Below are 22,831 nucleotides of genomic sequence, written 5' to 3' on the forward strand. Positions count from 1 at the left end.
ATGACCCAGACCAGGGATTCCGTGCCGGACGAGGCCGCCACCTCGGGCGACCCGATCGCCAGCGAGCCCGCCTTTCACCAGACCGAGACCCGCATGGCGATCATGGGCCATCCCCTGCATGCCATGACCGTCGCCTTCCCGGTGGCGCTGACCTTCTGCGCCTTCGGGGCCGACCTGTTCTACTGGTGGTCGGGCGAGGAGCGTTGGGCCTGGGCCGCGCTCTGGGCCAGCGGCACCGCCTTCCTGTTCGGCCTTCTCGCCGGGGTCACCGGCACGGCCGAGCTTCTGATGGTCCCCGGCATCCGCATCCGCGCGGCCTCCTGGACGCATTTCGTGATCGCGGTGCTGCTTCTGTCGCTGCTCGGGCTGAACTGGGGCCGGCGGCTGCAAGGCTATGAGACGGCCGTGCTGCCCTGGGGCCTGCTGATCTCGGGCTTTGCGGTGCTGGTGGTGATTGCGACGGGCTGGCATGGCGGCAAGCTGGTGTTCGATTATCGGCTGGGAACATCGAAGGGCAGCTGATGCCCCAGCGGGGCCAGCAACCATTGGGGCAGGGGCAGGCCGGCAAGCCCGGGCTTCGCCAGCACCAGGACCAGGATCCCCAGCACCAGCGCGGCGGTGAGCAGCGTCGGCGCCAGCGGTCCCGGCGGTTCGTGCCGTCCGTCGGTCTCGGCCACGGCGATGATCGTATGGCCCGCCCAGGCATGGACCGCGACCAGACCCGCGACCAGCACCAGCTTGGCGAAAAGCCAGACGGTGAACACCTCGCGCAGGAAGATCAGGATGCCGCCGGTCAGGATGGCCAGCACGGCGGCGGGGGTGATGGCCCAGACATAGCCGTAATGGGTGGCGCGGCGGATCTGGGCGAACTCGGCCCGCAGGTCGGTCCGGTCATGCCGGGCCAGCATCTGCGGCAGGGCAAACAGCCCGGCCAGCCAAAGCGCGAGGAAGCCGAGGTGCAGCGCCTTGAGATGCGGGACGATCGCCTCGGCCCAGGTCGCGGCCCCGCTCACGGCCACGCTCCCGTCGCGCGCCAGGCCCGCCGCGCCAGCATCCCGCCCCAGACCGCATAGGGCAGACCGGCGGGCATCCACATGATCAGGCCGCCAAGCTGCTGGTCGGCCAGCGGCGACAGGCCCCAAAGCAGCGGCGCCGTCGCATGGGTCGCGTAAAGCGCGCCGGGCGCAAGGGCCAGGATCGCGCCCAGCATCCCCATCGCCAGGAAGGCCAGGCAGACCCAGCCCAGCCCCGCGCCGTCCCGCAGCGAGAAGGCGGCGCGCCAGAAGGCCCAGGCCGATCCGAACAGGCTTGCCTGCATGGCCCAGTACAGCGCCTTGTGCCCCAGCGCCGCGTCATAGGGCGCGGGCACATGCCACAGCCACAGGCAGGCGGTCGCCAGCAGCAGCGGCACCCCGGCCGCCCGTCCCGCTCGCGCCGGGCGGGCTAGCGCCAGGAGCGGGGCGGCGACCGCCACCAGCAGGACATGATGCACCACCCGGGCCGAGAACAGCGCCGAGGACAGCGCGCAAAGCGGCGAGAGGAAGGCCACCGCCAGCACCAGGACCGCCGCGCCGCCCGCGCGGCTGCGCCCGGCCCAAAGCGCCAGCAGGGCCAGCAGCACCAGCGCCCAGGGATCGAAATTCCAGCGCCACGGAAGCTCGGCCGGAAGGGGCGCGGGGCCGCAATAAAGGCCCTCCCACCCGCTCACGGCCCGGCCCGCCCGTCGGGCGGTCCGCAACAGGAACCTGAAAACCGCAAGTCGGACCGGGTCACGCGGGGCGCCTTCTGCTGGGAACCCCTCCAACGTCCGGCGACGCCATTCGTTCCCGCAGGGCCCCCGGCCTATTCCTCCTCCGGCAGGGGCCGCGCCGTCATGCGCCCCTGGGGCGGAAGGCCTCGCAAAGCGCGGGGTCGGTCTCGATCCGCGCCGCCTCGATCAGGTCGAGGCAATAGGGCACCGCGCGGAACACGGCCGCGAGACAGGTCGCGATCGCCGAGGGCTTGCCGGGCAGCGTGATGATCAGGCAGCGTCCCCGGATGCCCGCATCCTGCCGCGACAGGATCGCCGTGGGCACCTCGGCCAGGCTGGCCAGGCGCATCGCCTCGCCAAAGCCGGGCAGGCGCTTGTCGATCACGGCGTCCAGCGCCTCGGGCGTCTGGTCGCGCGGGGCGGGGCCGGTCCCCCCGGTGACCAGGATCAGGTCCGCGCCATCGCCGTCCGCCAGCTCCCGCAGCGCGGAGGCGACCGACTCCTGCCCGTCCGGCACGATCCGCCGCGTGATGCGGACCGGAGAGGTCACCACCCGCCGCAGCCAGTCCTCGGCCGCGGGCCCGCCCTTGTCCTCATATTCCCCGCGCGAGGCCCGGTCCGAGACGACCAGCACAGAGATCAACGGATCGTCACTCGACATGGTCGCACACCTCCGCCAGGCACCAGCCGGTCGCCGCGGCCTCGTCCGGGGGCAGCGCCTCGGACAATCCGCCCGCGAAGTCAAGGTAAAGCGGCAGGTTCAGCCCGTTCACCCCGACCAGCACCGTCATCCCCCGCGCCAGCGCCTCCGAGATCACCGGGACCAGTCCGCGCCCCTCGGACTCGGCCTTGCCGAACTTGTTGACGATCAGCACCCCGGCGCCGTCCAGCCGCCGCGCCACCTCGGCCACGGTCTGCTCCAGCGCGCCGTGGTCCAGCATGCAGCCCCGCGCGGCGGCCCCGCGATCCTCGCTGATCCGCACGACGGGCCCGTCGGGAAGGACGCGCAGGTCCATGTCGCAGCGGGTGCGATCCGCGCGGCTGATGTTGGTCTGCACCGTCCCCGCCAGGCGCACCCCAGCGGTCTCCAGCCGTCTGGCGACCGCGGCCAGGAAACGGTCGGTCTCGCCCCGCCCGCCGATGCTTACATGCGCCAGCCTCATGCCTTGTCCTCCGCTTCCGGGGCGACATAGCGCCCGGACTTGCCGCCATCCTTCAGCACCAGCCGGATCGCGTCCACCACCATCGACTTTTCCACCGCCTTGAGCATGTCGTAAACCGTCAGGGCGGCAACCGAAGCCGCCGTCAGCGCCTCCATTTCAACCCCGGTCGTGCCCGTGGTCCTGACCGTCGCGCGGATCCGCACCCCCGCAAGCGCCGGGTCGGCCACCAGATCGACGGCCGCGCGGGTCAGCGGCAGCGGGTGGCAGAGCGGGATCAGCCCGGCCGTCCGTTTTGCCGCCATGATCCCGGCCAGCCGCGCGACGCCCAGCACATCGCCCTTCTTCGCCCGCCCCTCGGTGACAAGGGCAAGCGTCTCTGCCGTCATGCGGACCACGGCCTCGGCCACGGCGATGCGGTCGGTCACCGGCTTGTCCGAGACATCGACCATATGCGCCCGGCCCTCGGCGTCGAAATGGGTCAGGGTCATGCGTCCTCTCCCTTGATCGCGCCGCAGACGGGGCAGTCCTTTTGGCGATGCACGGCGATTTCCCGGCTTTCGCCCCAAAGCACGTCCTGCATCAAGAGCCGCCCCCGCAGGCTGCGCCCCGCGCCGGCAAGCAGCTTGATCGCCTCGGCCGCCATCATCGCGCCGATGATGCCGGGCAGCGCCCCCATGACGCCGGCGCTGGCGCAGTCCGGGGCAAGCCCCCCGGCCGGGATCGCCGGGAACAGGCAGGCGAGGCAGGGCGCCCCCCGCGCGGGATCGTACAGCGTCACCTGCCCCTCCCACTGGCTGATCGCGCCGGAAACAAGCGGGACCCGCGCCGCCACGCAGGCCGCGTTCAGCAGGTGGCGCGCGGGCAGGTTGTCGGTCGCGTCGATCGCCAGATCCTGTCCCGCGACCACTTCGGCGGCGTTCCCCGCATCCAGCCGGGCCTCGACCGCGGTCACGGAGACAAAGGGATTGATCCCCGCCAGCGCGATGCGGGCCGAGGCGACCTTGGGCATGTCCAGCCGGTCCTGGCTGTGGATCACCTGCCGTTGCAGGTTCGACAGCGAGACGCTGTCATCATCCACCACCGCGATCCGGCCCACCCCCGCCGCCGCGAGATACATCAGCACCGGCGCGCCCAGCCCGCCCGCGCCCACCACCAGGACCGAGGCCCGTTTCAGACGTGCCTGCCCCGGCCCGCCGATCTCGCGCAATGCGATGTGGCGGGCATAGCGGGGCAGCTCGCCCTCGGCGAACAGAGGTGCCGTCATCTGCATCGCTCAGCCCCCCGTCATCGGCGGGAAAAAGGCGATCTCGGCCACGCCGCCAAGCGGTGCGGCGAAATCCGCAAGCTGCTGGTCCAGCGCCACCCGCACCGAAGCCGGATCGGCGAAGGCGGCGGCGTGGCGGTCGCTGCGGGCGGCCAGCTCCGCCATGAGGTCGGCCACGGTCTCGGCCTGGGTCTCGATCCGCTCGCGCGGGGTGTCGATCCGCTCGCGCAGCCAGGCGAAGTAGAGCACGTCGACGGTCGCCATCGGTCATCCCCCGGTATGGTTCATGCCGCGCGCCATCGCGCCGCGTGGCGCCCCGCGCGAATAGTCGAAGTCATGCCCGCGCGGCTTGCGGGCGATGGCGGCGCGGATCGCCTGCTCCAGCCCCGCCGCGTCCGGCGTCCCGCGCAGGACCGGGCGCAGGGCGGTCGCGCCCTCCTGGCCCAGGCAGGTGTAGAGATCGCCCGTGCAGGTCAGCCGCACGCGGTTGCAGCTTTCGCAGAAGCTGTGGCTGAGCGGCGCGATGAAGCCGACCCTCTGCCCGGTCTCGGCCAGCCGCACATAGCGCGCCGGGCCGCCGGTGCTTTCGGCCAGCGGCTCCAGCGTGAACCGCTGCGAAAGACGCGCCCGCAGGTCGGAGAGCGGCAGGTACTGCGCGATCCGGTCCTCGATCCCGTCCTCGCCCATCGGCATCAGTTCGATGAAGGTCAGGTCATGGCCCTCGGCCGCGCACCAGTCGACCAGCGGGAACAGCTCGTCCTCGCTTGCCCCTTTCAGCGCGACGGCATTGATCTTGACCCGCAGCCCGGCCGCCCTGGCCGCGCCGATCCCCTCCAGCACCGGGGCAAGTTGCCCCCGGCGCGTCAGGGCGGCGAACCGATCCGCGTCCAGCGTGTCCAGCGAGACATTCACCCGCCGCACCCCGCAGGCGGCCAGCGCCTCGGCATGGCGGGCAAGCTGGCTGCCGTTGGTGGTCAGCGTCAGCTCGCGCAGCGCGCCGGTCGCAAGGTGACGCGACATCGCGCGGAAGAACTCAAGGATGTCGCGCCGGACCAGGGGCTCGCCGCCGGTGATCCGCAGCTTGGTGACGCCCAGCCCGACGAAGGCGGAACAGAGCCGGTCCAGCTCCTCCAGCGACAGAAGCTCCTTGCGCGGCAGGAACCGCACCCGGTCGGCCATGCAATAGGTGCAGCGGAAATCGCAGCGGTCGGTGACCGAGACGCGCAGATAGCGGATCTTGCGGCAGAAGCCGTCGGTCAGCGGCGCGCGGACGGGCAGGGCGGTCGCGCGGAAGGCGTCGGGGGTCTGCAGCATGATCAGCCCTCGCGCCGGAAGGGGTGCCAGTCGACGGGCTCTCCCGTCGCGATACCCCCGGACGCGGCGGGGATCACGGCAAGGCCATCGGCGGCCGCCAGCGGGAACAGGGTGGCCGAGACGCCCTTGCCCAGCCGTTCCAGCAGCGGAAGGCCGGTCCCGTCCGCGCCAAGGCAACGGACGGGAACGATGTCCTGGCGGCCGGGACGGTGCGGCCAGGGGGATGCGGCCCTGCCCGGCCAGCGGGCAAAGGGCAGGGGGTTCGCCCCGGAAAGCCGGTCGATCTGCGGCGCGACGAACAGGTGGAAGCCGACGAAGGCCGCCATCGGATTGCCCGGCAGGCCGGTAAAGGCGGTCCCGCCCAGGCGCCCGAACATCACGGGTTTGCCCGGCTTGACCGCCACCCGCCAGCCCGCGATCTCGCCGCCCGCGCGGACAAAGGCGGGTCGCAGCGGGTCGCGCCCGCCCATCGACACCCCGCCCGAGGACAGGACCAGGTCGGCCGAGGCGCAAAGCCCGGCCAGCCGCTGCGACAGCGCGTCGACGTCATCCGGCATCGTGCCGCCGTCCACGGCCTCGCAGCCGGCCGCCCGGGCCAGCGCCAGCAGCATGGGGCGGTTGGCGTCGTGGATCTGGCCCTCGGCCCGTGGCGCGCCGGAGGCGGCAAGCTCGTCGCCGGTCGACAGGACGACGACCCGCGGCCTGCGGGTGACGGCGATGCGGGTGATCCCGTTCGCGGCCAGCAGGCCGACATGCTGCGGCGCGATCCGCGCGCCACGGGCGACGAGGCAGGCGCCGAGCGGCTGGTCGCTGCCGGCAAGTCGCAGGTTGGCGCCGATGTCGGGCATCACGTCGATGCGGACCCGGCCGCCCGCCTCGCTGGTGTCTTCCAGCGCCACGACGCTATCCGCGCCGAGGGGCAGGGGCGCCCCGGTGAAGATCCGCAGGGCCGCGCCCGGCGGCAGGAAGGTTCCAGCCGCGCCGGCTGCCACGGTTCCGGCCACCGGCAACAGCGTCCCCGTGCCGGCAAGGTCGGCATGGCGCAGGGCGAAACCGTCCATGGCGGAATTGGTGAAGAAGGGCATCGCGCTGGTCGCGGTCACGTCGCGGGCGCAGATCCGGCCCGGCGCGGCGTGCAGCGGCAGGTCCCGAACGGCGCGGACAGGCGTGATCTGCGCGACGGCGATCTCGCGCGCGGCGGTCACGTCGATCATCGGCGGCATGGCACTGGAGGCGTTCATCGGTCCGGTCCTTCAAGGGATCTGCGGCCGGGGAGACCGGCCGCAGAGGTTGGCGTCACTTCGCGGCGTCCGAGGCATTGGCCATCAGGAACTCCATGATCAGCGCGGCCTCGTCGTCGTCCAGCCCGGCGCGAGGGAACATGGAGGGCGTGATCGCCTTCCACTGCAGCTGGGTGAAGGCGCCCACGTCGCGCGGCCCGTGGCAGACGGTGCAGCGTTCGTAGAACAGTTTCTCGCCCGGACCCATCTCGGCATAAAGCGCCTCGATCACCGCATCCAGCCGGTCCAGCCCCAGGTCCGCATCGTCGATCGCGGCCAGTTCCATGCCCTCGAGGATCGGCGGCTTTTCGTAGGCCATGTTCGGACCGTCCGGGTCCTCGCATTTGCGGATCGAGGCGAGGCAGGTGTTCGCCGTGGTCGCCTGGCTCAGGCCCGAGGACTTCTGCGTCGAGGTCAGGAAGTTCACCAGACCCGAGTTGCAGCGCCCCTTGCTGTCGAGGCTGGGCCAGCAGCCCTCGTAGATCGAGATCACGCCCGGCATGATCTCGTCCGAGACGACAGCCCCGGCGATGACCGTGCCGCGGTCGTTCCAGATCTCGACCAGATCGCCGTCCGCGATCCCGCGCGCCGCGGCGTCCTCGGCGTTGATCCGCACCGGCTCGCGGCCCTGCACCTTGTAAAGGTCGCGCAGCGATTGCGACTGGTCCATCTGGCTGTGCAGGCGGTGCCAGGGGTGCGGGCTCACGACGTGAAGCTGGCCGTCCTTGGCGTTGCCCAGGTATTCGGCCGGCTCCAGCCACATCGGCATGCCGGGGCAGTCCTCAAGGCCCATGTTCGCGATGGTCTCGCAGAACATCTCGATCTTGCCCGACGCCGTGTGCAGCGGGTTCGCCTCGGGGTCGGTGTAGAACGCGCCGTGGCGGACCCAGGCGCGGGCCTCCTCGGGCGCCGGCTGGAAGGCATAGCCATGCTCCCAGAACTGCTCGAACGGGACGGTCTCGGCGGCGGTGGTGCCGTTGTAGGCCTTCTTGATGATGTCGATATATTCCGGATAGGCCTGGTCCTCGATGTATTGCGACTGGCGATAGAACAGGTCGGACAGCGCGGCGAAGATGTCAAAGTCGCTGCGGCTTTCGCCGATCGGCTCGATGACCTTCTTCATCGCGTAGATGCGGTCGTTGGAATAGGTTCCGCCGACCGAGATGTCGTCCCGCTCCAGCGGCGAGGAGGCGGGCAGGACGATATCCGCCCAACGTGTCGCGGCGGTCCACCAGACGTCCTGGCTGACGATGGTCCTGACCTTGGCCAACGCCTTGATCAGCCGGTTCGTGTCCTGCTGGTGGGACATGAAGTTGTTGCCGGCGTTGTAGATCATGTGGACGTCCGGGTATTTGCGGACGTTGCCGTTGTAGACCACCTCGGCGCCCGGATTCTCCAGCGCCTCGGTCAGGCGCGAGGCCGGGACGACGTATTCGGTGACGAAGTTCTTGCCCTGGCTCAGGCCCGCCGGGGTCTTGCCGCCCGATTGCGGCATGCCGCCGTTGCCATAGTGCCAGGAAAAGCCCACGCCCTCGCCCGGCTTGCCGATCTTGCCGGTCAGCGCGGCAAAGTTGATGATCGCCCAATGGGTCATCTCGCCGTGATGGGCGCGTTGCAGCGACCAGGCGCCGGCGATCTCGGTTTTCGACTTGGCCAGCAGTTCCGCCAGCTCACGGATCTTCGCCGCCTCGATCCCGGTGATGGCCGAGGCCCATTCCGGCGTCTTCGCCGTCTTGTCCTCGCCCTCGCCCTTCACATAGGCGATCCACCTGTCGGCGCCGGTGGCGTATTTCGCCAGGTAGTCCTTGTCGTCCAGGCCCTGCTCCAGGACGTGGTAGGCCATGGCCAGGAACAGCGCGACATCGGTGTTCGGGATGATGCGAACCCAGTCGGCGTTCAGCACCTTGTCCGACGCCGTGCGCTGCGGGTTGATCGAGATGAACCTGGTGCCGTTGTCGCGGATCTGCTCCCAGGGGGTATACATGCCATGGTCGGCCACGGTGTATTCGACGCGGTTGTTCTTGATCGGGTCGCAGCCGACCAGGACGAAGACCTCGGTATTGTCGCGGATGACTTCCCAGGCGGTCTGCGCCGAATAGACCTCCATGTCGCCGATCACATGCGGCAGCGAGATCTGGCTGGCGCCGCCGGACCAGTCGCCCACCGTATTGGTGCAGCCGCCGATCATGTTGAAGAACTTGCCCTGCAGCACGTTGGGCCGCATGATCCCGGCATGGCTCCAGCCGCCATAGGAGGTGGACAGGATGGCCTGGTGGCCGTGTTCGACGATCGTGTCGGTGATCGCCTTGGCCGTCAGCTTCAGCGCGGTATCCCAGTCGACGCGGACATATTCCTCCTTGCCGCGCAGCTCCGGCTTCACGTCGCCGGACTTCCAGTTCTCCAGATAGGATTTGCGGACCATCGGATAGTCGATCCGGCTCTTGTCATAGACGCGGTCCAGGACGCCATGCATCAGCATTTCGGTCGGGCGCTGGTCCAGCTCGATCATCGGCGAGATGCCGACGATCCTGCCGTCGCGCACCACGGCCTCGAACGGGCCGTAGTGGCTGGCGCTGAACACGCGGCCCGAGAACGAGTTCGGATCGACGGCGGCCAGCGCGGTCGAGTTCAGAAGCCAGCCGGAGCCGAAAAGGGCGGCGCCCCCCTTCAGGAAGCTGCGTCTGGTCGGGTTGATCAATGTCATGGCGGACCTCCGTCTTGTCTGCGACCAGACAATGGCCGGATGCGGGCGCTGGGGCCTTGACGGCCCTCAATCGGTCCGGTGAAGAGGTGTAAAGGGATGTGAAGGCCGCGCCATGACCGCGCATATCCTCATCGTCGAAGACGACCGCGTGACGCGGATGCGGCTGGCGGGCTATCTGCGCGGCCTCGGCCATCGCGTGACCGAGGTCGAGGATGCCGAGGCGATGCAGGATGTCATCGACACCGACCCGCCCGAGATCCTGCTGCTGGACATCGGGCTCGAGGGCAAGGACGGCCTGACCATCACGCGCGAGCAGCGGGCGAAATCGCGGGTGGGGATCATCCTCTTGACCTCGCGCGACGAGCAGGTGGACCGGATCATCGGGCTGGAGATGGGGGCGGACGACTATGTCACCAAGCCCTTCGACCGGCGCGAGCTGGCGGCGCGGATCAAGAACCTGCTGTTCCGCATCACCGAGATCGGCCGCAGCGCCCCCACCGCCGGCGCGGTCGAGGATTTCGGCCCCTGGCATTTCGACCGCCTCCGCCGCCGCCTGGTCTCGGCCGCGCGGGTCGAGACGCTCAGCGCGCAGGAGTTCGACCTGCTGGATGCCCTGACCCGCAACCCCGGCGTCACCTTCGGCCGCCCGCGGCTGAGCGAGATCGTCGGCCGCGGGGACTTGCGGCCCGGCGACCGGACCATCGACGTTCTGGTCGGCCGGCTGCGCAAGAAGCTTGAGGCCGACCCCGCCCGTCCCGACCACATCCTGACCCGCATGGGCGAAGGCTATTGCTTCGCCGCGCCGGTCCCCGGCTGAAGCGCAAGCCCGGCCCGCCGCGCCGCCGCCGTAAGGTCGCGGATCGCCGCCTCGGCCGTCGCCTCCAGCGCCGGCAGGGCGCTGCCGTCCCGCGACTGAAGCCGCTGCATCAGCGCGCAGAAGTCCGAAAGGTGGAAATTCGCCGCCGCCCCCTTCAGCCGGTGCGCCAGCCGGGCGCGGTCCTCGGCGTCGGGTGCGGCCCGCAGCCGCGCCGCCGCCGCCGCCAGCTCGGCCAGCATGGCCGCGACGATCGCGGCCGTCTGCGCCGCGCCGAGGCTGGCGATGTCCTCGCGCAGCGCCGCCTCGATTTCCGGGTCGCACGGTTCCGCGACCGGCGCGGGCGCCTCGGCCTCTGCCAGGAAGGACGCCAGCGCGCGCGGCGAGATCGGCTTGGTCAGCACGCGGTCCACCCCGAACTTCGCCCGCGTCGCCGCATCGTCGCGCACCAGATCCGCCGTCAGGACCGCCACCTTGGCACCCGTCCGCCCCAGCCCAGCGATGACCGCCTCGCCGGTCATGTCCGGCAAGCCCAGGTCCACCAGGATCGCCTCGAACCGTCCCTCGCGCACGGCCTCCAGCGCCGCCTTTCCCGTCGCGGCCTCGGTCACGCTGCATCCCATCCGTTCAAGATAGCCCCGCGCCACCAGCCGGTTGACCGGGTGGTCGTCCACGACCAGCACGCGCCTGCCTTCCGCCGCAGGCGCCAGCGCGGCGGGCGGCGCGACCTGCGCGGGGTCCGCCTCGGGCAGGCAGAGGACCAGCGTGAAGACGCTGCCGCGTCCGGGCGCGGTCGAGACGCGCAGTTCCGCCCCCATCGCATCGGTCAGTTGCCGCGCGATGGCCAGGCCCAGCCCGACGCCGCGCACGCCGCTGCGCCGCGCGGTCACGCTGCGCCCGTAGATGTCGAAGGCCTGCCGCGTTTCCTCGGCCGTCATCCCCGGTCCGGTGTCGCGCACGGCAAGGCTGATCTCGTGCCCCTCCGCCACCGGGCGCGACGAGACGCGAAGCTCCACCCGCCCGCCTTCGGTGTATTTCACCGCATTGGTCAGCAGGTTCATCATGATCTGCCGGATCTTCGTCGCCTCGCCGGTCACCGCCGGGGGCAGGCCGGCGGCAATCTCCACCACGGCCGCAAGGCCGCGGGTTGTCGCCATCACCTCCAGAAGCTCGCCAAGGCCCCGCGCAAGCGCCTCGGGATCGAAGACCTCGCGGCGTTGCCCGCCTTGCCCCTCCTCGCCGGCCGAGAAGGCCAGGATATCCTCGGTCAGCCGCTGCAGATCCCGCGCCGAGGTCAGGGCCGCCTCCAGCCGCCCCCGCCGCGCCGGATCGGCCTCCTCTCCGGCCAGAAGGTCCAGAAGCCCGATCATCCCGTTCAGGGGCGTGCGGATCTCATGGCTCATCCGCGCCAGGAAATGCGTCTTGGCGCGGCTCAATTCCTCGGCATCCGCCCGGGCCGCGTTGGCCGACTGCATCTCGGCCACCACATCCGCGGTCCGGTCGATGACCGCCGCTTCCAGCCGGTCGCGCAGCCCGGCCGCCTCCTCCGTGCGGTTGCGCAGCACGTTCAGCGCCTGCTCCAGCCGGCCGATCTCGTCCTGGCCGCTGATCGCCATCGGCTGGCCGAGGCTGCCATCCGCGACCAGGATCATCCGCTCGGCCACGTCCTCCAGCCGAAGCACGACCTTGCGGCGGGTGCGCGCCCAGACCAGATAGGCCGCCAGCAGCGCCAGCAGGATCACGCCCGCCAGCGCCGCCAGCAGCGATGTCGCCTGCCAGCCGGCATCGGCCACGCCCGCCTTCATCCGGACGCGCGTCTCGTCGCGGCCCCGCTGCGCCTCCGAGGTCAAGAGATCCAGCTCGCGCCCAAGCCGAAGCGCAAGGCTGTCCAGTTCGGCCTCTGCCGCCAGCCCGGCCAGCCGCTGCGCGATCAGGGCGCCGCCCTGCGCCAGGACGTTCAGCTCGGCCTGCGCATGGTCCGTCGCCGCCTGCGACAGCATGAAGCCCGCGCGGTCGCGCGCCAGCGTCAGCGCCGCGGTGTAATCCGTGCCCAGCCGCTGCAGTTCCGCCGCATCCTTCGCCACCGGGATGCGCGCGGCCAGGCGGTCCAGCGTCGCCACGGCCTCGGCCATCTCGGCCAGCCGTTCATAGGCGAAGAAGTTCGCGTCGGCGAGGCGGTCGAGCCCCGGCCTCGGATCGCGCCCGCCGGGCAGCGCGTAAAGCTCCCAGATGCCGGCGGTGATCCGGAGCCGCGCCAGCTCGGCCTCGGTCGAGATCATCGCCGCAAGCCTTGCGCCCGAGGCGGCCAGCCGGTCCCGTCCCGCCCGCAGGGCTTCCCCGGCCTTGATCCGGCGGGCGACGGGGCGACCCATCGCCGTCGCCAGGTCGCCCACGACCGTCGCCGAACCCGGCCCCGCAGGCTGGGCAAGAAAGCGGCGCATCGCGTCGAGGTCCGCCTCGATCCCGGCCACCCGCTCGGCAAGGCCGGACGAGGTTTCGGCCACGGCGGCCGCGCTTTCGGCATCCCGCAACCGCCCGGCCAGCGAGGCGGCGAGTTCCGCTTCCTGCGCGACCCTCTCGGTCCGTTCGATGATCGCGATGCTTTCCGACAGCACGCGCTGCTGGGTCCGGGCGAGGAAGCGGTTGACGCCGAACGAGGCGAGGCCGACAACCATGATCAGCCCGGAGAGGACCATGAAGACCGACTGTAGCTGCCTGTCGAACCGTCTGGAGCGCATGGGATCTGCTTATCGTCGGCTTGGCGCTGCGGCAATCCTTGCCCTCGGCGCCCTGTTCGCGGCCGAGGCGCGGGCGGAGCAGCCCCTGCTTTGCGTGCTGGTGCCGCATTTCAAGGACGAATACTGGCTTAGCGTCGCCTACGGGATCGAGCAGCAGTCGGCGGAACGGCGGCTTTCCGTGCGGTTCTTCGAGGCCGGGGGCTATGACGCCCAGAAAAGCCAGATCGACCAGATTTCCGCCTGCCGGGCGTTGCGGCCCGGCGCGATCCTGATCGGCACCGTTTCCTCCGACGCGCCGGACGTGCTTGCCGCCGTGCAGGCGGCTGCCGGGGACCAGCCGGTGATCGGGCTGGTGAACGAGTTGCACACGGATGTCCTGACCGCCCGCGTCGGGGTCGACTGGGCCGACATGGGCCTTGCGCTGGGACGGAACCTCGCCAGCCGCTTCCCCGCCGGCTCTCCGTCGCTGGATGCCGTCCTGCTGTCCGGGCCGGCCGGGGCGGGATGGGTCGCGCCGCTTGAATCCGGCCTGCGGCGCGGTCTGGAACAGTCCTCGGTCAGGATCGTCGCGACCTATGGGGCGGACACCGGCACGGCGGAACAGTTGCGCCTGCTGGAAAAGGCCATCGCGGCCTATCCCGACATCGACCTGGTGATCGGAAGCGCCCCCGCCATCGAAGCCGCGATGGCCCTGTTCCCGAGGGGCCGGGACCGCCCCCGCCTTGCCGCGACCTATGTAAGCCACACGGTCGCAAGGGGTCTGGTCGGCGGCAGGGTCATGGCCGCCCCCTTCGACGATCCGATCGCGCAGGGAAGGCTGGCCGTGGATGCGGCCGCGGCGGCGCTTGCCGGGCAGCGGGCGACCGCACCGATCGGCCCCGGGATCGTGGTCAAGGAAGGCGGCACCGCCCCGGCAGGCATCGACCTGTCGCCTGCCGACTACTTTCCGGCGCTCGACTGAGACTTCGCAACCCGCGGATGAAGAAAACTCCATCGCCTTGTCGAATTGCCGGAACCACTGCGAAGGCATCTCGTTTCCCACAGTGACATGGTTTCGATTTCGACAAGACGACCGGGCCGGGCCCGTGATGCGTCGCGTTGAATTCAAAGCGTCTTTCGGTCTGCGGGGCGCGATCGGCGCGTCCGGATGCCGATCAAGCGAAGGAGCTTTAGCAATGGAGGTCTTCACCCGCTTTTCCGAAGTTTTCGAACGGCAGAAGATCGAGGAACTCTCCCTGCAGGACTACCTCCTGGGGTGCCGCAGCGACCAGACGATGCGCGCCACAGCGGCGGAACGGATGGTCAAGGCCCTGGGCGAGCCGCGGCTGGTCGACACCAGCCAGGACCAGCGGCTGGGGCGCATCTTCCTCAACCGCACGATCCGGCGCTATCCGGCCTTCGACGAGATGTATGGCGTCGAGGAGACGATCGAGCGCATCGTCGGCTTCTTCCAGCGCGCCGCGCAGGGATTGGAGGAGCGCAAGCAGATCCTCTACCTCTTGGGCCCGGTCGGCGGCGGCAAATCCAGCATCGCCGAGATCCTGAAACGCCGGATGGAGCAGCAGCCGGTCTATGTGCTCAAGGCCGGCGACCAGGTCAGCCCGCTGTTCGAATCGCCGCTGGGCCTGTTCGACGCCGAACGCTTCGGCGACCTTCTGGCCGACAAGTACAACATCCCCCGCAGCCTTCTGCGCTATCCGCTGTCGCCCTGGGCGACCAAGCGGCTGGCGGAATTCGACGGCGACATCGCGAAATTCACCGTGGCGCGGATCTACCCCTCGATGCTGCGGCAGATCTGCGTCGCCAAGACCGAACCGGGGGACGACAACAACCAGGACGTCTCGACCCTGACCGGCAAGCTGGACATCCGCAAGCTCGAGGAGTTCAGCCAGAACGACCCCGACGCCTACAGCTATTCCGGCGGGCTGAACCGCACGACCCAGGGCCTTCTGGAATTCGTCGAGATGTTCAAGGCCCCGATCAAGGTGCTGCACCCGCTGCTGACCGCCACGCAGGAAGGCAGCTACATGGGCACCGAGAACATCGGCGCGATGCCCTATCAGGGCCTGATCCTCGCCCATTCGAACGAGGCGGAATGGCTGCAGTTCAAGTCGAACCGCAACAACGAGGCCTTCCTGGACCGGATCACCGTGGTCAAGGTCCCCTACTGCCTGCGCGCCACCGAAGAGGCGCAGGTCTATCAGAAGCTGATCGCCGACAGCACGCTGGCCACCGCGCCCTGCGCGCCCGAGACCCTGCCGATGCTGGCGCGGTTCTCGGTCCTGACCCGCCTGCACGACCACGAGAATTCGACCCTCTACTCCAAGCTGCGGGTCTATGACGGCGAAAGCATCAAGGACACCGACCCCAAGGCGAAATCCCTGCAGGAATACCGCGACAAGGCCGGGGTGGACGAGGGGATGACCGGCACCTCGACCCGCTTCGCCTTCAAGATCCTGTCCGAGACCTACAACCACGACACCGACGAGATCGCCGCCGATCCGGTGCATCTGATGTATGTGCTGGAAAACACCATCCTGCGCGAGCAATTCCCCGAAGAGACCCAGGGCCGCTATCTGGACTTCATCAAGTCCGGCCTTGCGCCGCGCTTTGCCGAATTCATCGGGGAAGAGATCCAGAAGGCCTATCTCGAATCCTATTCCGACTACGGCCAGAACCTCTTTGACCGCTACATCGCCTATGCCGACGCCTGGATCGAGGACCAGGACTACAAGGATCCCGACACCGGCCAGATGTTCGACCGCGAGGTGCTGGAGAAGGAGCTGGAAAAGATCGAGAAGCCGGCGGGCATCGCCAATCCCAAGGATTTCCGCAACGAGGTGGTGAAATTCGTCCTGCGCGCGCGGGTCGAGCATGACGGGCGCAATCCCGACTGGCGCAAATACGAAAAGCTGCGCCGGGTGATCGAAAAGCGCATGTTCAGCCGGGTCGAGGACCTGTTGCCGGTGATCAGTTTCGGCGCCAAGCGCGACCGCGATACCGACGCCAAGCATGCCGAATTCGTCGATCGCATGATGGCGCGCGGCTATACGCAGCGGCAGGTGCGGCGGCTGGTGGAATGGTACATGCGCGTCAGCAAGGCGGGCTAGGCGGAAGGGCCGCGCCATGACCCATTTCATCGACAGACGCGCCAATCCCAAGGACCGCAGCCTTGGCAACCGCCGGCGCTTCATCAAGCGGGTGCGCGAGGCGGTCAAGGCGGCGGTGGACCGCTCGGTCAAGGCGCGGGCCATCGCCGATGTCGATCAGGGCGACGCGGTCGCCGTCTCGGCCGGCGACATTCACGAACCGTCCTTCCGCAATGCCCGCCAGGGCGGACACCGCGAACATGTCCTGCCCGGCAACCGCGCCCTGCGCACCGGCGACCGCATCGACAAGCCGCCCCCCGGTGGCGGCGGCGGGGCCGGGCGCGAGGGCTCGATGTCGGGCGAGGCCGAGGATGAATTCGTCTTCACCCTCTCGCGGGAAGAATTCCTCGACCTGTTCTTCGAGGACCTGGAACTGCCCGACCTGGTGAAACGCTCGCTGAAGCGGATCGAATCCACCCATCCCCACCGCGCGGGCTTTTCGGTGACGGGCCCGCCCGCCAACCTCAGCGTCACGCGGACGATGCGCAAGGCCATCGGCCGCCGGATCGCGCTGCAACGGCCGGGGCTGCGGGCGGTGGCCGACCTTGCGGCGCGCATCGACGATCTGGAGCGCAACGCCCCGCGCAACGACGCCACCCGGCGCGAGCTGGACCGCCTGCGGCACGAGCTGGAACGGATGCGGCTGCGCCAGCGCCGGGTGCCCTACCTGGACCCGGTCGACCTGCGCTATCGCCATTTCGACATGCGGCCCGATCCGACGGCCAATGCGGTGATGTTCTGCCTGATGGATGTCTCCGCCTCGATGGGAGAGCGCGAGAAGGACCTGGCGAAACGCTTCTTCGTCCTTCTGCACCTGTTCCTGAAACGCAACTACGAACGGGTGGAACTGGTCTTCATCCGCCACACCCACCTGGCCCGCGCCGTGGATGAGGAGACCTTCTTCCACTCCGCCGAAAGCGGCGGCACCGTGGTCAGCACCGCGCTGGAGGAGATGCAGCGCATCATCCGCGAGACCTATTCCCCCGCCGACTGGAACATCTACGCCGCCCAGGCCTCGGACGGAGAGAATTTCTCCGGCGATTCCGAGAAATGCGGCACGATCCTGCGCGACGAGCTGATGCGCCACTGCCAGTATTTCGCCTATGTCGAGATCATGGCCCCCGAAGAGGCCGCGATCCTCCGCAGCCCCGAGACCGGCACCGAACTCTGGCGCACCTACCTGTCGGTGGCCGAGGCCTGGCCGAATTTCGCGCAGAAGCGCATCGCCCGGCCGGCCGACATCTACCCCGTGTTCCGCGAGCTTTTCGCCAGGGAGACCGGCCATGGCTGACAGCGGCCTCCTCTTCGACCAGAGCGACTGGAGCTTCGACCTGCTGCGCAGGACCCATGACGCGATCGAGGCGGTGGCGCTTCGGGACCTCGGGCTCGAGATCTATCCCAACCAGATCGAGATCATCTCGGCCGAGCAGATGCTGGATGCCTATTCCGCCATCGGCATGCCGCTGATGTATGGCCACTGGTCCTTTGGCAAGCATTTCATCCACCACGAACGCCAGTATTCCGCCGGGCACAGCGCGCTGGCCTATGAGATCGTCATCAACTCCAACCCCTGCGTCAGCTATTGCCTGGAAGAGAACACCATGCCGATGCAGGCGCTGGTGATGGCCCATGCCGCCTTTGGCCACAATCATTTCTTCCGCAACAACCACCTGTTCCGGCAATGGACCGATGCCGAGAACATCCTGGACTACCTGGCCTATGCCCGCGCCTACATCCGCCGCTGCGAGGACCAGCACGGCCCCGCCGAGGTCGAGCGCATCCTGGACGCCGCCCATGCGCTGATGTCCTGCGGCGTCTTCCGCCACCGCCGCCCGCCGCCCCCCACCGCGCGCGAGCAGGAGGAACGCGCCCGCCGCCGCGAGGCGGAGCGCGAGCGCGAGGTGCATTACATCTGGTCGGGCCTCGACCGCGCCCAGCCGGGCTCGGAGGCCGAGAGCCAGATGCAGGAGCGCAAGCGCGAGATGCACCTGCCGGAGGAGAACCTGCTGTATTTCCTGGAACGGTTCAGCCCGGTCCTGCAGAACTGGCAGCGCGAGGTGCTGTCCATCACCCGCCACATCGCCCAGTATTTCTATCCCCAGCGCCAGACCAAGATCATGAACGAGGGCTGCGCCACCTTCGTGCATTACCACATCATGCACCGCCTGCACGAAACCGGCCGGATCGGCGATGGCGCGATGCTCGAGGTGCTGGCGAACCATACCAACGTGCTGACCCAGCCCGCCTTCGACGCGCCGCATTTCACGGGCCTGAACCCCTATGCGATCGGCTTCGCCATGATGCGCGACATCCAGCGCATCTGCACCGACCCGACCGAGGAGGACCGCGAGTGGTTCCCCTATGTCGCGGGCTGCGGCGACTGGCGTGGCGTGCTGAAGGAGGCCTGGTCCGCCTATCGCGACGAAAGCTTCATCCAGCAGTTCCTCAGCCCCCGCGTGATCCGCGACCTGCGCCTCTTCGCCCTGACCGAGGACGAGAACCAGACCTGGTATCGCGTGTCCGCCATCCATGACGCGGCGGGCTACCACCGGGTGCGCGACACGCTCCAGCGCGCCAACGACCCCGCCCTGACCGAGCCGGTGATCCAGGTCGCCGATGTCGACCTGCTGGGCGACCGGGTCCTGCACCTGGAACATCGGATGTTCGACGGCGTGCCGCTGGATGACGGCAACCGCAGGAAGACGCTGGAGCATTGCCGCCGGCTCTGGGGCTATGACGTGCGGCTGACCAGCCAGCGCGAGACCTGAGGCATCGTCATTCGGGCTGATAGCCCGCGATCAGCTGGCGCAGGCCCAGCATCGCCCCGGCGATGATGGCGGCCAGCGTCACCGGCCCCGACCAGGCCAGCGTCGCGAAACCCGTGACGCCCTGGCCGACCGAACAGCCCATCGCCACCACGCCCCCCACGCCCATCAGCGCGGCGCCCCCCACCTGGCGGCCCAGCTCGCGCGGGTCCTCGCAGGCCTCCCAGCGGAACAGCCCGCGCAGGATCGAGCCGATCAGCGAGCCGACCATCACCCCCACGACCGAGCCGACCGAGAAGGTGATCCCCCCGGCGGTCGAGGTCATCAGGAAGATCAGCGTCCGCCCGACCGGCGCGGTATAGGACGGGCCCTCCACCGTGATCTCGCCCAGGCTTTCCGCCGCCAGCCAGGAGGTGCCCAGGAAGCACCAGGCCACCGCCAGCCCCGCCGCCACGCCCCAGGCGATCTGGCGCGGGCTTTGCCGCAGGCCGGGATGCGCCAGCCCCCAGGCCAGCAACCCCCCGGCGATCGCCAGGATCACCACGACCGGCGGCAGGCCCAGCTGGCCCAGGTCATGCAGGATGCCCTGCGGCCCCGTCGCCTCGGGCTGCGGGAACAGCGTCACCCGCAGGGGCGCCAGCGGCCCCGACAGCGCGATGAAGCCGAAGATCCCCATCACCACCACCACCACCAGCGAGCGCAGGTCGCCGCCGCCAAAGCGCACCAGCGCGCCAAAGCCGCAGTTTCCGGCCATCGCCATGCCATAGCCGAAGACCAGCCCGCCGACGATCGAGCCGAGCGCGTTCCACTGGATCGCATGGTAGAAGGTGCCGCCCAGGTCGATCACCCCGGCCATCGCGCCGAACTGCGTCGCCAGGACCGCCACCGCCAGCACCACACCCCAAAGCCGCAACCGCCTCTGGTCGCGGCCATAGACCGCCGATTCCAGCGCGCCCAGGGTGCAGAAATCGCCCAGCCGCGCCGCCAGACCCAGGACCACCCCGCCCGCCAGGCCCACCAGGGCGGCCAGCACTCCGATCGGAACCGTCTCCAGCATCCGCCCTCCTCCGGCCGTTCAGCCCTGCTCTGGTCCGTAAAGCCGTGCCAGGACCTCGATCACCGCGGTGACCTTCGGGTCCAGCAGGGAATAATAGATCGCCTGCCCCTCGCGCCGGGCGCTGACCATGCCCTCCAGCCGCAGCCGCGCCAGTTGCTGGCTCACGATAGCCTGCCGCGCGGACAAGAGGTTTTCAAGCTCGGTCACGCTTTTCGGCCCGGTGCGCAGGTGGCACAGGATCGCCAGCCGCCCGTCATGCCCCATCGCCTTGAGCAGCGTGGCGGCCTTTTCGGCGCGGGCAACCAACCCGTCAAGGTCGGGATGCGCGTCCGACACGGCGTCCTCCGCCTGTCCGCCGTTGAGCTGTTCGTCCTCCACCAAGCGCCCGCCCCGGATTGCCCTGGCCCCGTTATTGCTTCCGCGATCCGCAAAGGGCAACCCACCTGTTGCCTGGCCGTCGGCTTTGCCGGGGATCGCGTCTCCCGCGCCTCAGTTCCGCTCGGCCTTGCCGATCAGCAGCGCCAGCATCGGCCAGAAGAAATCCTCGCCCGGATAGCCTTCGATCCGGCCCGTCTCGGCCCCGTCCTCGACCAGCACGAAGGTCGGGGTAAAGACCGGGGGCGCGACCAGCTCCAACCCTTCGGGCAGCGGGTCGCGCAGCTGCAACCGGCGCAGGGGGGCGGCCTTGCCTTCCGCGGTCAGGGGATATTCCGGCGCGACCTCGGCGGTCCAGGCCGCGCAATAGATGCAACCCGGCTGCTCGAACATCAAAAGCTCCAGCTCTCCCGCCACGGCGATGGCGGGAAGGACGGCCAGCACGGCCGCTGCCAGAAGGCCGGGACGAGTCACGTTGACAGCCTCATAGAAACATAGAACTATCGTAATCTACATTTGCCTTTCCGGCAAGACGGCGCTTCTCCGGGGGAGGGGGACGATGCTCGACATCACGTTCGGCGGTGCGGCACTGGCGGGGCTTCTGTCCTTCCTGTCGCCCTGCATCCTGCCGATGGTGCCCTTCTACCTGTCCTACATGGCCGGGCTTTCGGTGCGCGAACTGCGCGACGGCGACACCATCGCCCCCGGCGCGCGCGGCCGGCTGGTCGTGCAGGCGCTGGCCTTCGCCATCGGCGTGACGACGATCTTCGTCCTGCTCGGCCTTGGCGCGACGGCCCTCGGCCGCAGCTTCGCCCAGTGGAAGGAACCGCTCTCCTGGGTCGCGGCCGCCGTCCTGATCCTGTTCGGCCTGCATTTCCTGGGCATCCTGCGCATCGGCTTTCTCTACCGCGAGGCGCGGGTGGAAAGCGCGTCCAACCCCCGCACGCTGGCCGGTGCCTATGTCATGGGCCTGGCCTTCGGCTTTGGCTGGACCCCCTGCGTCGGCCCGGCCCTGGCCGCGATCCTGATGGTCGCCAGCGGCATGGGCGACCTCTGGCGCGGCGGGATGCTGCTTCTGGTCTACGGCCTGTCGATGACCCTGCCTTTCGTGCTGGCCGCCTTCTTCGCTGGGCCGTTCCTGGCCTGGGTCGCCCGCCACCGCGCGCTGATGGGCCATGTCGAAAAGGCGATGGGGGTGATGCTCATCGTCTTCGGCCTGCTCATCGCGACCAATACCGTCAACCTCATCGCCGACTGGATGATCCGCACCTTCGACTGGTCCGCGACCCTGACCTGACAGGAGCCCCCATGCTGCGCCGTCTTTTCCTTCTTGCCGCCCTTGCCCTCTCCACCCCCGCGCTGGCGGTCGAACTGGGCGACGACGGCCTGCACAAGCCCGCCTGGCTGCGCGAGACCTTCAAGGACCTGCGCGACGACCTGGCCGAGGCCAATGCCGAGGGCAAGCGACTGATGCTGGTCTATGAACAGCGCGGCTGCATCTACTGCACCGAGATGCACGAGAAGGTCTTCACCGATCCCGCGATCGAAAAGCTGATCCGCGACCATTATTTCGTCGTGCAGCTGAACCTCTTCGGCGATGTCGAGGTGACCGATTTCGACGGCACGGTCCTGTCCGAAAAGGACATGGCGCTGCGCTGGGGCGTGATGTTCACGCCGACGCTGATCTTCCTGCCGGAGAATGTGCCCGAGGGCGTGCCGGCCCCCGACGCCGCCGTCGCCATGATGCCCGGCGCCATCGGCAAGGGCATGTTCCAGTCGCTCCTGATCTGGGTGCGCGACCGCGGCTACGACAGCGGCGAGAACTTTCAGCGATTCGTGGCCGAGCGCATGACCGAAAACCAGTGACCCGGCAAGCTTTATCTAGGCATATAGGTATATAGGTTTTCTCCTATCTTTTTCCTTGCCGTAAGCGGCATATCGTCGCATAGTGAATTCACGGAGGAATACAGGGGAGGATCAGAATGACACGCCAGACTTGTCTGGTGGCAGCCGTCGCGCTGTCGCTTGCAGCGCCAGCCCTGGCCGAAACCGCGCCGAAGGAGGTGCATTTCGACGCCGGCAAGATCGCGGACTCCCTGACCGGCGTCCCGGGCGATCCGGCGAACGGGGTCAAGGTGATGACCACCAACGCGCTTGGCAACTGCGTGGCATGCCACACCATCGCGGCCCTGCCCGACGTGCAGTTCCCCGGCACCATCGCGCCCGCCCTCGACGGCGCGGCCGACCGCTGGACCGAGGCCGAGCTGCGCGGCATCGTCAGCAACGCCAAGATGACCTTCGAGGGCAGCTTCATGCCCGCCTTCTACAAGACCGAAGGCTACATCCGCCCCGGCGACGGCTACACCGGCAAGGCGGCCGAGGGCGAGCTGCCGCCGATCCTCACCGCGCAACAGGTCGAGGATGTGGTGGCCTACCTCCTCACCCTCAAGGAATGACG

At 69.1% G+C, this 22,831-nt stretch carries 23 protein-coding genes; 9 read left to right on the forward strand and 14 right to left on the reverse strand.

Annotation, left to right across the window (positions count from 1 at the left end; translation table 11 throughout):
• A complete protein-coding gene (locus ACE3UA_RS08970) occupies window positions 1-522 on the forward strand; it encodes a DUF2231 domain-containing protein (RefSeq protein ID WP_374644237.1) in 522 nt (173 codons plus the stop codon).
• On the opposite strand, the gene ACE3UA_RS08975 is transcribed toward ACE3UA_RS08970, so the two are convergent.
• The 10 genes from ACE3UA_RS08975 to ACE3UA_RS09020 all read right to left on the reverse strand — a co-directional run bounded on the left by ACE3UA_RS08975 (window position 492) and on the right by ACE3UA_RS09020 (window position 9,475).
• On the reverse strand, window positions 492-1,013 hold the full coding sequence (locus ACE3UA_RS08975; protein ID WP_374644239.1) for a CopD family protein: 522 nt from the start codon (window positions 1,011-1,013) through the stop codon (window positions 492-494). The two genes, ACE3UA_RS08970 and ACE3UA_RS08975, sit on opposite strands and share 31 nt — an antisense overlap.
• The gene (locus ACE3UA_RS08980; protein WP_374644241.1) at window positions 1,010-1,708 is read right to left on the reverse strand and encodes a cytochrome c oxidase assembly protein; all 699 of its coding nucleotides are present in this window, start codon (window positions 1,706-1,708) and stop codon (window positions 1,010-1,012) included. Before ACE3UA_RS08980 ends, ACE3UA_RS08975 begins: the two co-directional genes overlap by 4 nt.
• Window positions 1,709-1,871: 163 nt before the next feature.
• Window positions 1,872-2,411, reverse strand: a complete 540-nt coding sequence (gene mog / locus ACE3UA_RS08985; RefSeq protein ID WP_374644243.1) for a molybdopterin adenylyltransferase — start codon at window positions 2,409-2,411, stop codon at window positions 1,872-1,874.
• The gene (locus ACE3UA_RS08990; RefSeq protein WP_374644245.1) at window positions 2,401-2,913 is read right to left on the reverse strand and encodes a DUF2478 domain-containing protein; all 513 of its coding nucleotides are present in this window, start codon (window positions 2,911-2,913) and stop codon (window positions 2,401-2,403) included. Before ACE3UA_RS08990 ends, mog begins: the two co-directional genes overlap by 11 nt.
• Entirely contained in the window at window positions 2,910-3,401 is a 492-nt protein-coding gene (gene moaC, locus ACE3UA_RS08995) for a cyclic pyranopterin monophosphate synthase MoaC (protein WP_374644247.1), read from the reverse strand. Before moaC ends, ACE3UA_RS08990 begins: the two co-directional genes overlap by 4 nt.
• The gene (locus ACE3UA_RS09000) at window positions 3,398-4,177 is read right to left on the reverse strand and encodes a ThiF family adenylyltransferase (protein WP_374644249.1); all 780 of its coding nucleotides are present in this window, start codon (window positions 4,175-4,177) and stop codon (window positions 3,398-3,400) included. The genes moaC and ACE3UA_RS09000 overlap by 4 nt, the downstream gene beginning before the upstream one ends.
• 9 nt (window positions 4,178-4,186) lie before the next feature.
• Window positions 4,187-4,441: a molybdopterin converting factor subunit 1 gene (gene moaD / locus ACE3UA_RS09005; RefSeq protein ID WP_374644251.1), complete on the reverse strand. Its 255-nt coding sequence runs from the start codon at window positions 4,439-4,441 to the stop codon at window positions 4,187-4,189.
• A gap of 3 nt (window positions 4,442-4,444) precedes the next feature.
• A complete protein-coding gene (gene moaA, locus ACE3UA_RS09010; RefSeq protein WP_374644253.1) occupies window positions 4,445-5,491 on the reverse strand; it encodes a GTP 3',8-cyclase MoaA in 1,047 nt (348 codons plus the stop codon).
• Window positions 5,492-5,493: 2 nt separating this feature from the next.
• Window positions 5,494-6,732 carry a gephyrin-like molybdotransferase Glp gene (gene glp / locus ACE3UA_RS09015; RefSeq protein WP_374644255.1) on the reverse strand — a complete coding sequence of 413 codons (1,239 nt, stop codon included), beginning with the start codon at window positions 6,730-6,732 and terminating at the stop codon, window positions 5,494-5,496.
• A 55-nt stretch (window positions 6,733-6,787) separates the two neighbouring features.
• Window positions 6,788-9,475, reverse strand: a complete 2,688-nt coding sequence (locus ACE3UA_RS09020) for a molybdopterin-dependent oxidoreductase (RefSeq protein WP_374644257.1) — start codon at window positions 9,473-9,475, stop codon at window positions 6,788-6,790.
• A 112-nt stretch (window positions 9,476-9,587) separates the two neighbouring features.
• On the opposite strand from ACE3UA_RS09020, the gene ACE3UA_RS09025 reads away from it, so the two are divergent.
• Entirely contained in the window at window positions 9,588-10,292 is a 705-nt protein-coding gene (locus ACE3UA_RS09025; RefSeq protein WP_374644259.1) for a response regulator, read from the forward strand.
• Here the strand turns inward: ACE3UA_RS09025 and ACE3UA_RS09030 are convergent.
• A complete protein-coding gene (locus tag ACE3UA_RS09030; RefSeq protein WP_374644261.1) occupies window positions 10,262-13,027 on the reverse strand; it encodes an ATP-binding protein in 2,766 nt (921 codons plus the stop codon). The two genes, ACE3UA_RS09025 and ACE3UA_RS09030, sit on opposite strands and share 31 nt — an antisense overlap.
• Between ACE3UA_RS09030 and torT the strand changes: the two genes are divergently transcribed.
• From torT to ACE3UA_RS09050, 4 genes are all read left to right on the forward strand, one after another.
• The gene (gene torT / locus ACE3UA_RS09035) at window positions 13,026-13,988 is read left to right on the forward strand and encodes a TMAO reductase system periplasmic protein TorT (protein ID WP_374644263.1); all 963 of its coding nucleotides are present in this window, start codon (window positions 13,026-13,028) and stop codon (window positions 13,986-13,988) included. The two genes, ACE3UA_RS09030 and torT, sit on opposite strands and share 2 nt — an antisense overlap.
• Window positions 13,989-14,202: 214 nt before the next feature.
• Complete coding sequence (locus ACE3UA_RS09040; protein ID WP_374644265.1) at window positions 14,203-16,137, forward strand: PrkA family serine protein kinase; 1,935 nt, start codon at window positions 14,203-14,205, stop codon at window positions 16,135-16,137.
• 16 nt (window positions 16,138-16,153) lie between these two features.
• A complete protein-coding gene (locus ACE3UA_RS09045) occupies window positions 16,154-17,467 on the forward strand; it encodes a YeaH/YhbH family protein (protein WP_374644267.1) in 1,314 nt (437 codons plus the stop codon).
• A complete protein-coding gene (locus ACE3UA_RS09050; protein ID WP_374644269.1) occupies window positions 17,460-18,944 on the forward strand; it encodes a SpoVR family protein in 1,485 nt (494 codons plus the stop codon). Before ACE3UA_RS09045 ends, ACE3UA_RS09050 begins: the two co-directional genes overlap by 8 nt.
• A gap of 7 nt (window positions 18,945-18,951) precedes the next feature.
• Here ACE3UA_RS09050 and ACE3UA_RS09055 read toward each other — a convergent pair whose 3' ends face one another.
• The 3 genes from ACE3UA_RS09055 to ACE3UA_RS09065 all read right to left on the reverse strand — a co-directional run bounded on the left by ACE3UA_RS09055 (window position 18,952) and on the right by ACE3UA_RS09065 (window position 20,847).
• Window positions 18,952-19,998 (reverse strand): YeeE/YedE family protein, encoded by a 1,047-nt coding sequence (locus ACE3UA_RS09055; RefSeq protein WP_374644271.1) that lies wholly within the window; start codon window positions 19,996-19,998, stop codon window positions 18,952-18,954.
• An 18-nt stretch (window positions 19,999-20,016) separates the two neighbouring features.
• On the reverse strand, window positions 20,017-20,376 hold the full coding sequence (locus ACE3UA_RS09060) for an ArsR/SmtB family transcription factor (RefSeq protein WP_374644413.1): 360 nt from the start codon (window positions 20,374-20,376) through the stop codon (window positions 20,017-20,019).
• Window positions 20,377-20,487: 111 nt separating this feature from the next.
• Window positions 20,488-20,847: a thioredoxin family protein gene (locus tag ACE3UA_RS09065; RefSeq protein WP_374644273.1), complete on the reverse strand. Its 360-nt coding sequence runs from the start codon at window positions 20,845-20,847 to the stop codon at window positions 20,488-20,490.
• 85 nt (window positions 20,848-20,932) lie between these two features.
• Between ACE3UA_RS09065 and ACE3UA_RS09070 the strand changes: the two genes are divergently transcribed.
• The 3 genes from ACE3UA_RS09070 (at window position 20,933) to soxX (ending at window position 22,829) form a co-directional block, all read left to right on the forward strand.
• On the forward strand, window positions 20,933-21,670 hold the full coding sequence (locus ACE3UA_RS09070; RefSeq protein WP_374644275.1) for a cytochrome c biogenesis CcdA family protein: 738 nt from the start codon (window positions 20,933-20,935) through the stop codon (window positions 21,668-21,670).
• 11 nt (window positions 21,671-21,681) lie between these two features.
• A complete protein-coding gene (locus tag ACE3UA_RS09075) occupies window positions 21,682-22,239 on the forward strand; it encodes a SoxW family protein (RefSeq protein WP_374644277.1) in 558 nt (185 codons plus the stop codon).
• A 116-nt stretch (window positions 22,240-22,355) separates the two neighbouring features.
• Window positions 22,356-22,829, forward strand: a complete 474-nt coding sequence (gene soxX, locus ACE3UA_RS09080; RefSeq protein WP_374644279.1) for a sulfur oxidation c-type cytochrome SoxX — start codon at window positions 22,356-22,358, stop codon at window positions 22,827-22,829.
• Window positions 22,830-22,831 lie beyond the last annotated feature (2 nt).

The sequence above is a fragment of the Tabrizicola sp. genome (assembly GCF_041919135.1).
Taxonomy (GTDB): Bacteria; Pseudomonadota; Alphaproteobacteria; order Rhodobacterales; family Rhodobacteraceae; genus Tabrizicola.

Coding starts and splice junctions, on each gene's coding strand:
- ACE3UA_RS09045 (WP_374644267.1), top strand. CDS start 16,154: ATGACCCATTTCATCGACAGACGCGCCAATCCCAAGGACCGCAGCCTT.
- ACE3UA_RS09055 (WP_374644271.1), bottom strand. CDS start 19,998: ATGCTGGAGACGGTTCCGATCGGAGTGCTGGCCGCCCTGGTGGGCCTG.
- moaC (WP_374644247.1), bottom strand. CDS start 3,401: ATGACCCTGACCCATTTCGACGCCGAGGGCCGGGCGCATATGGTCGAT.
- ACE3UA_RS08990 (WP_374644245.1), bottom strand. CDS start 2,913: ATGAGGCTGGCGCATGTAAGCATCGGCGGGCGGGGCGAGACCGACCGT.
- ACE3UA_RS08970 (WP_374644237.1), top strand. CDS start 1: ATGACCCAGACCAGGGATTCCGTGCCGGACGAGGCCGCCACCTCGGGC.
- ACE3UA_RS09075 (WP_374644277.1), top strand. CDS start 21,682: ATGCTGCGCCGTCTTTTCCTTCTTGCCGCCCTTGCCCTCTCCACCCCC.
- moaA (WP_374644253.1), bottom strand. CDS start 5,491: ATGCTGCAGACCCCCGACGCCTTCCGCGCGACCGCCCTGCCCGTCCGC.
- ACE3UA_RS09020 (WP_374644257.1), bottom strand. CDS start 9,475: ATGACATTGATCAACCCGACCAGACGCAGCTTCCTGAAGGGGGGCGCC.
- glp (WP_374644255.1), bottom strand. CDS start 6,732: ATGAACGCCTCCAGTGCCATGCCGCCGATGATCGACGTGACCGCCGCG.
- ACE3UA_RS09030 (WP_374644261.1), bottom strand. CDS start 13,027: ATGCGCTCCAGACGGTTCGACAGGCAGCTACAGTCGGTCTTCATGGTC.
- soxX (WP_374644279.1), top strand. CDS start 22,356: ATGACACGCCAGACTTGTCTGGTGGCAGCCGTCGCGCTGTCGCTTGCA.
- mog (WP_374644243.1), bottom strand. CDS start 2,411: ATGTCGAGTGACGATCCGTTGATCTCTGTGCTGGTCGTCTCGGACCGG.
- ACE3UA_RS09050 (WP_374644269.1), top strand. CDS start 17,460: ATGGCTGACAGCGGCCTCCTCTTCGACCAGAGCGACTGGAGCTTCGAC.
- moaD (WP_374644251.1), bottom strand. CDS start 4,441: ATGGCGACCGTCGACGTGCTCTACTTCGCCTGGCTGCGCGAGCGGATC.
- ACE3UA_RS09025 (WP_374644259.1), top strand. CDS start 9,588: ATGACCGCGCATATCCTCATCGTCGAAGACGACCGCGTGACGCGGATG.
- ACE3UA_RS09070 (WP_374644275.1), top strand. CDS start 20,933: ATGCTCGACATCACGTTCGGCGGTGCGGCACTGGCGGGGCTTCTGTCC.
- torT (WP_374644263.1), top strand. CDS start 13,026: ATGGGATCTGCTTATCGTCGGCTTGGCGCTGCGGCAATCCTTGCCCTC.
- ACE3UA_RS09000 (WP_374644249.1), bottom strand. CDS start 4,177: ATGACGGCACCTCTGTTCGCCGAGGGCGAGCTGCCCCGCTATGCCCGC.
- ACE3UA_RS09040 (WP_374644265.1), top strand. CDS start 14,203: ATGGAGGTCTTCACCCGCTTTTCCGAAGTTTTCGAACGGCAGAAGATC.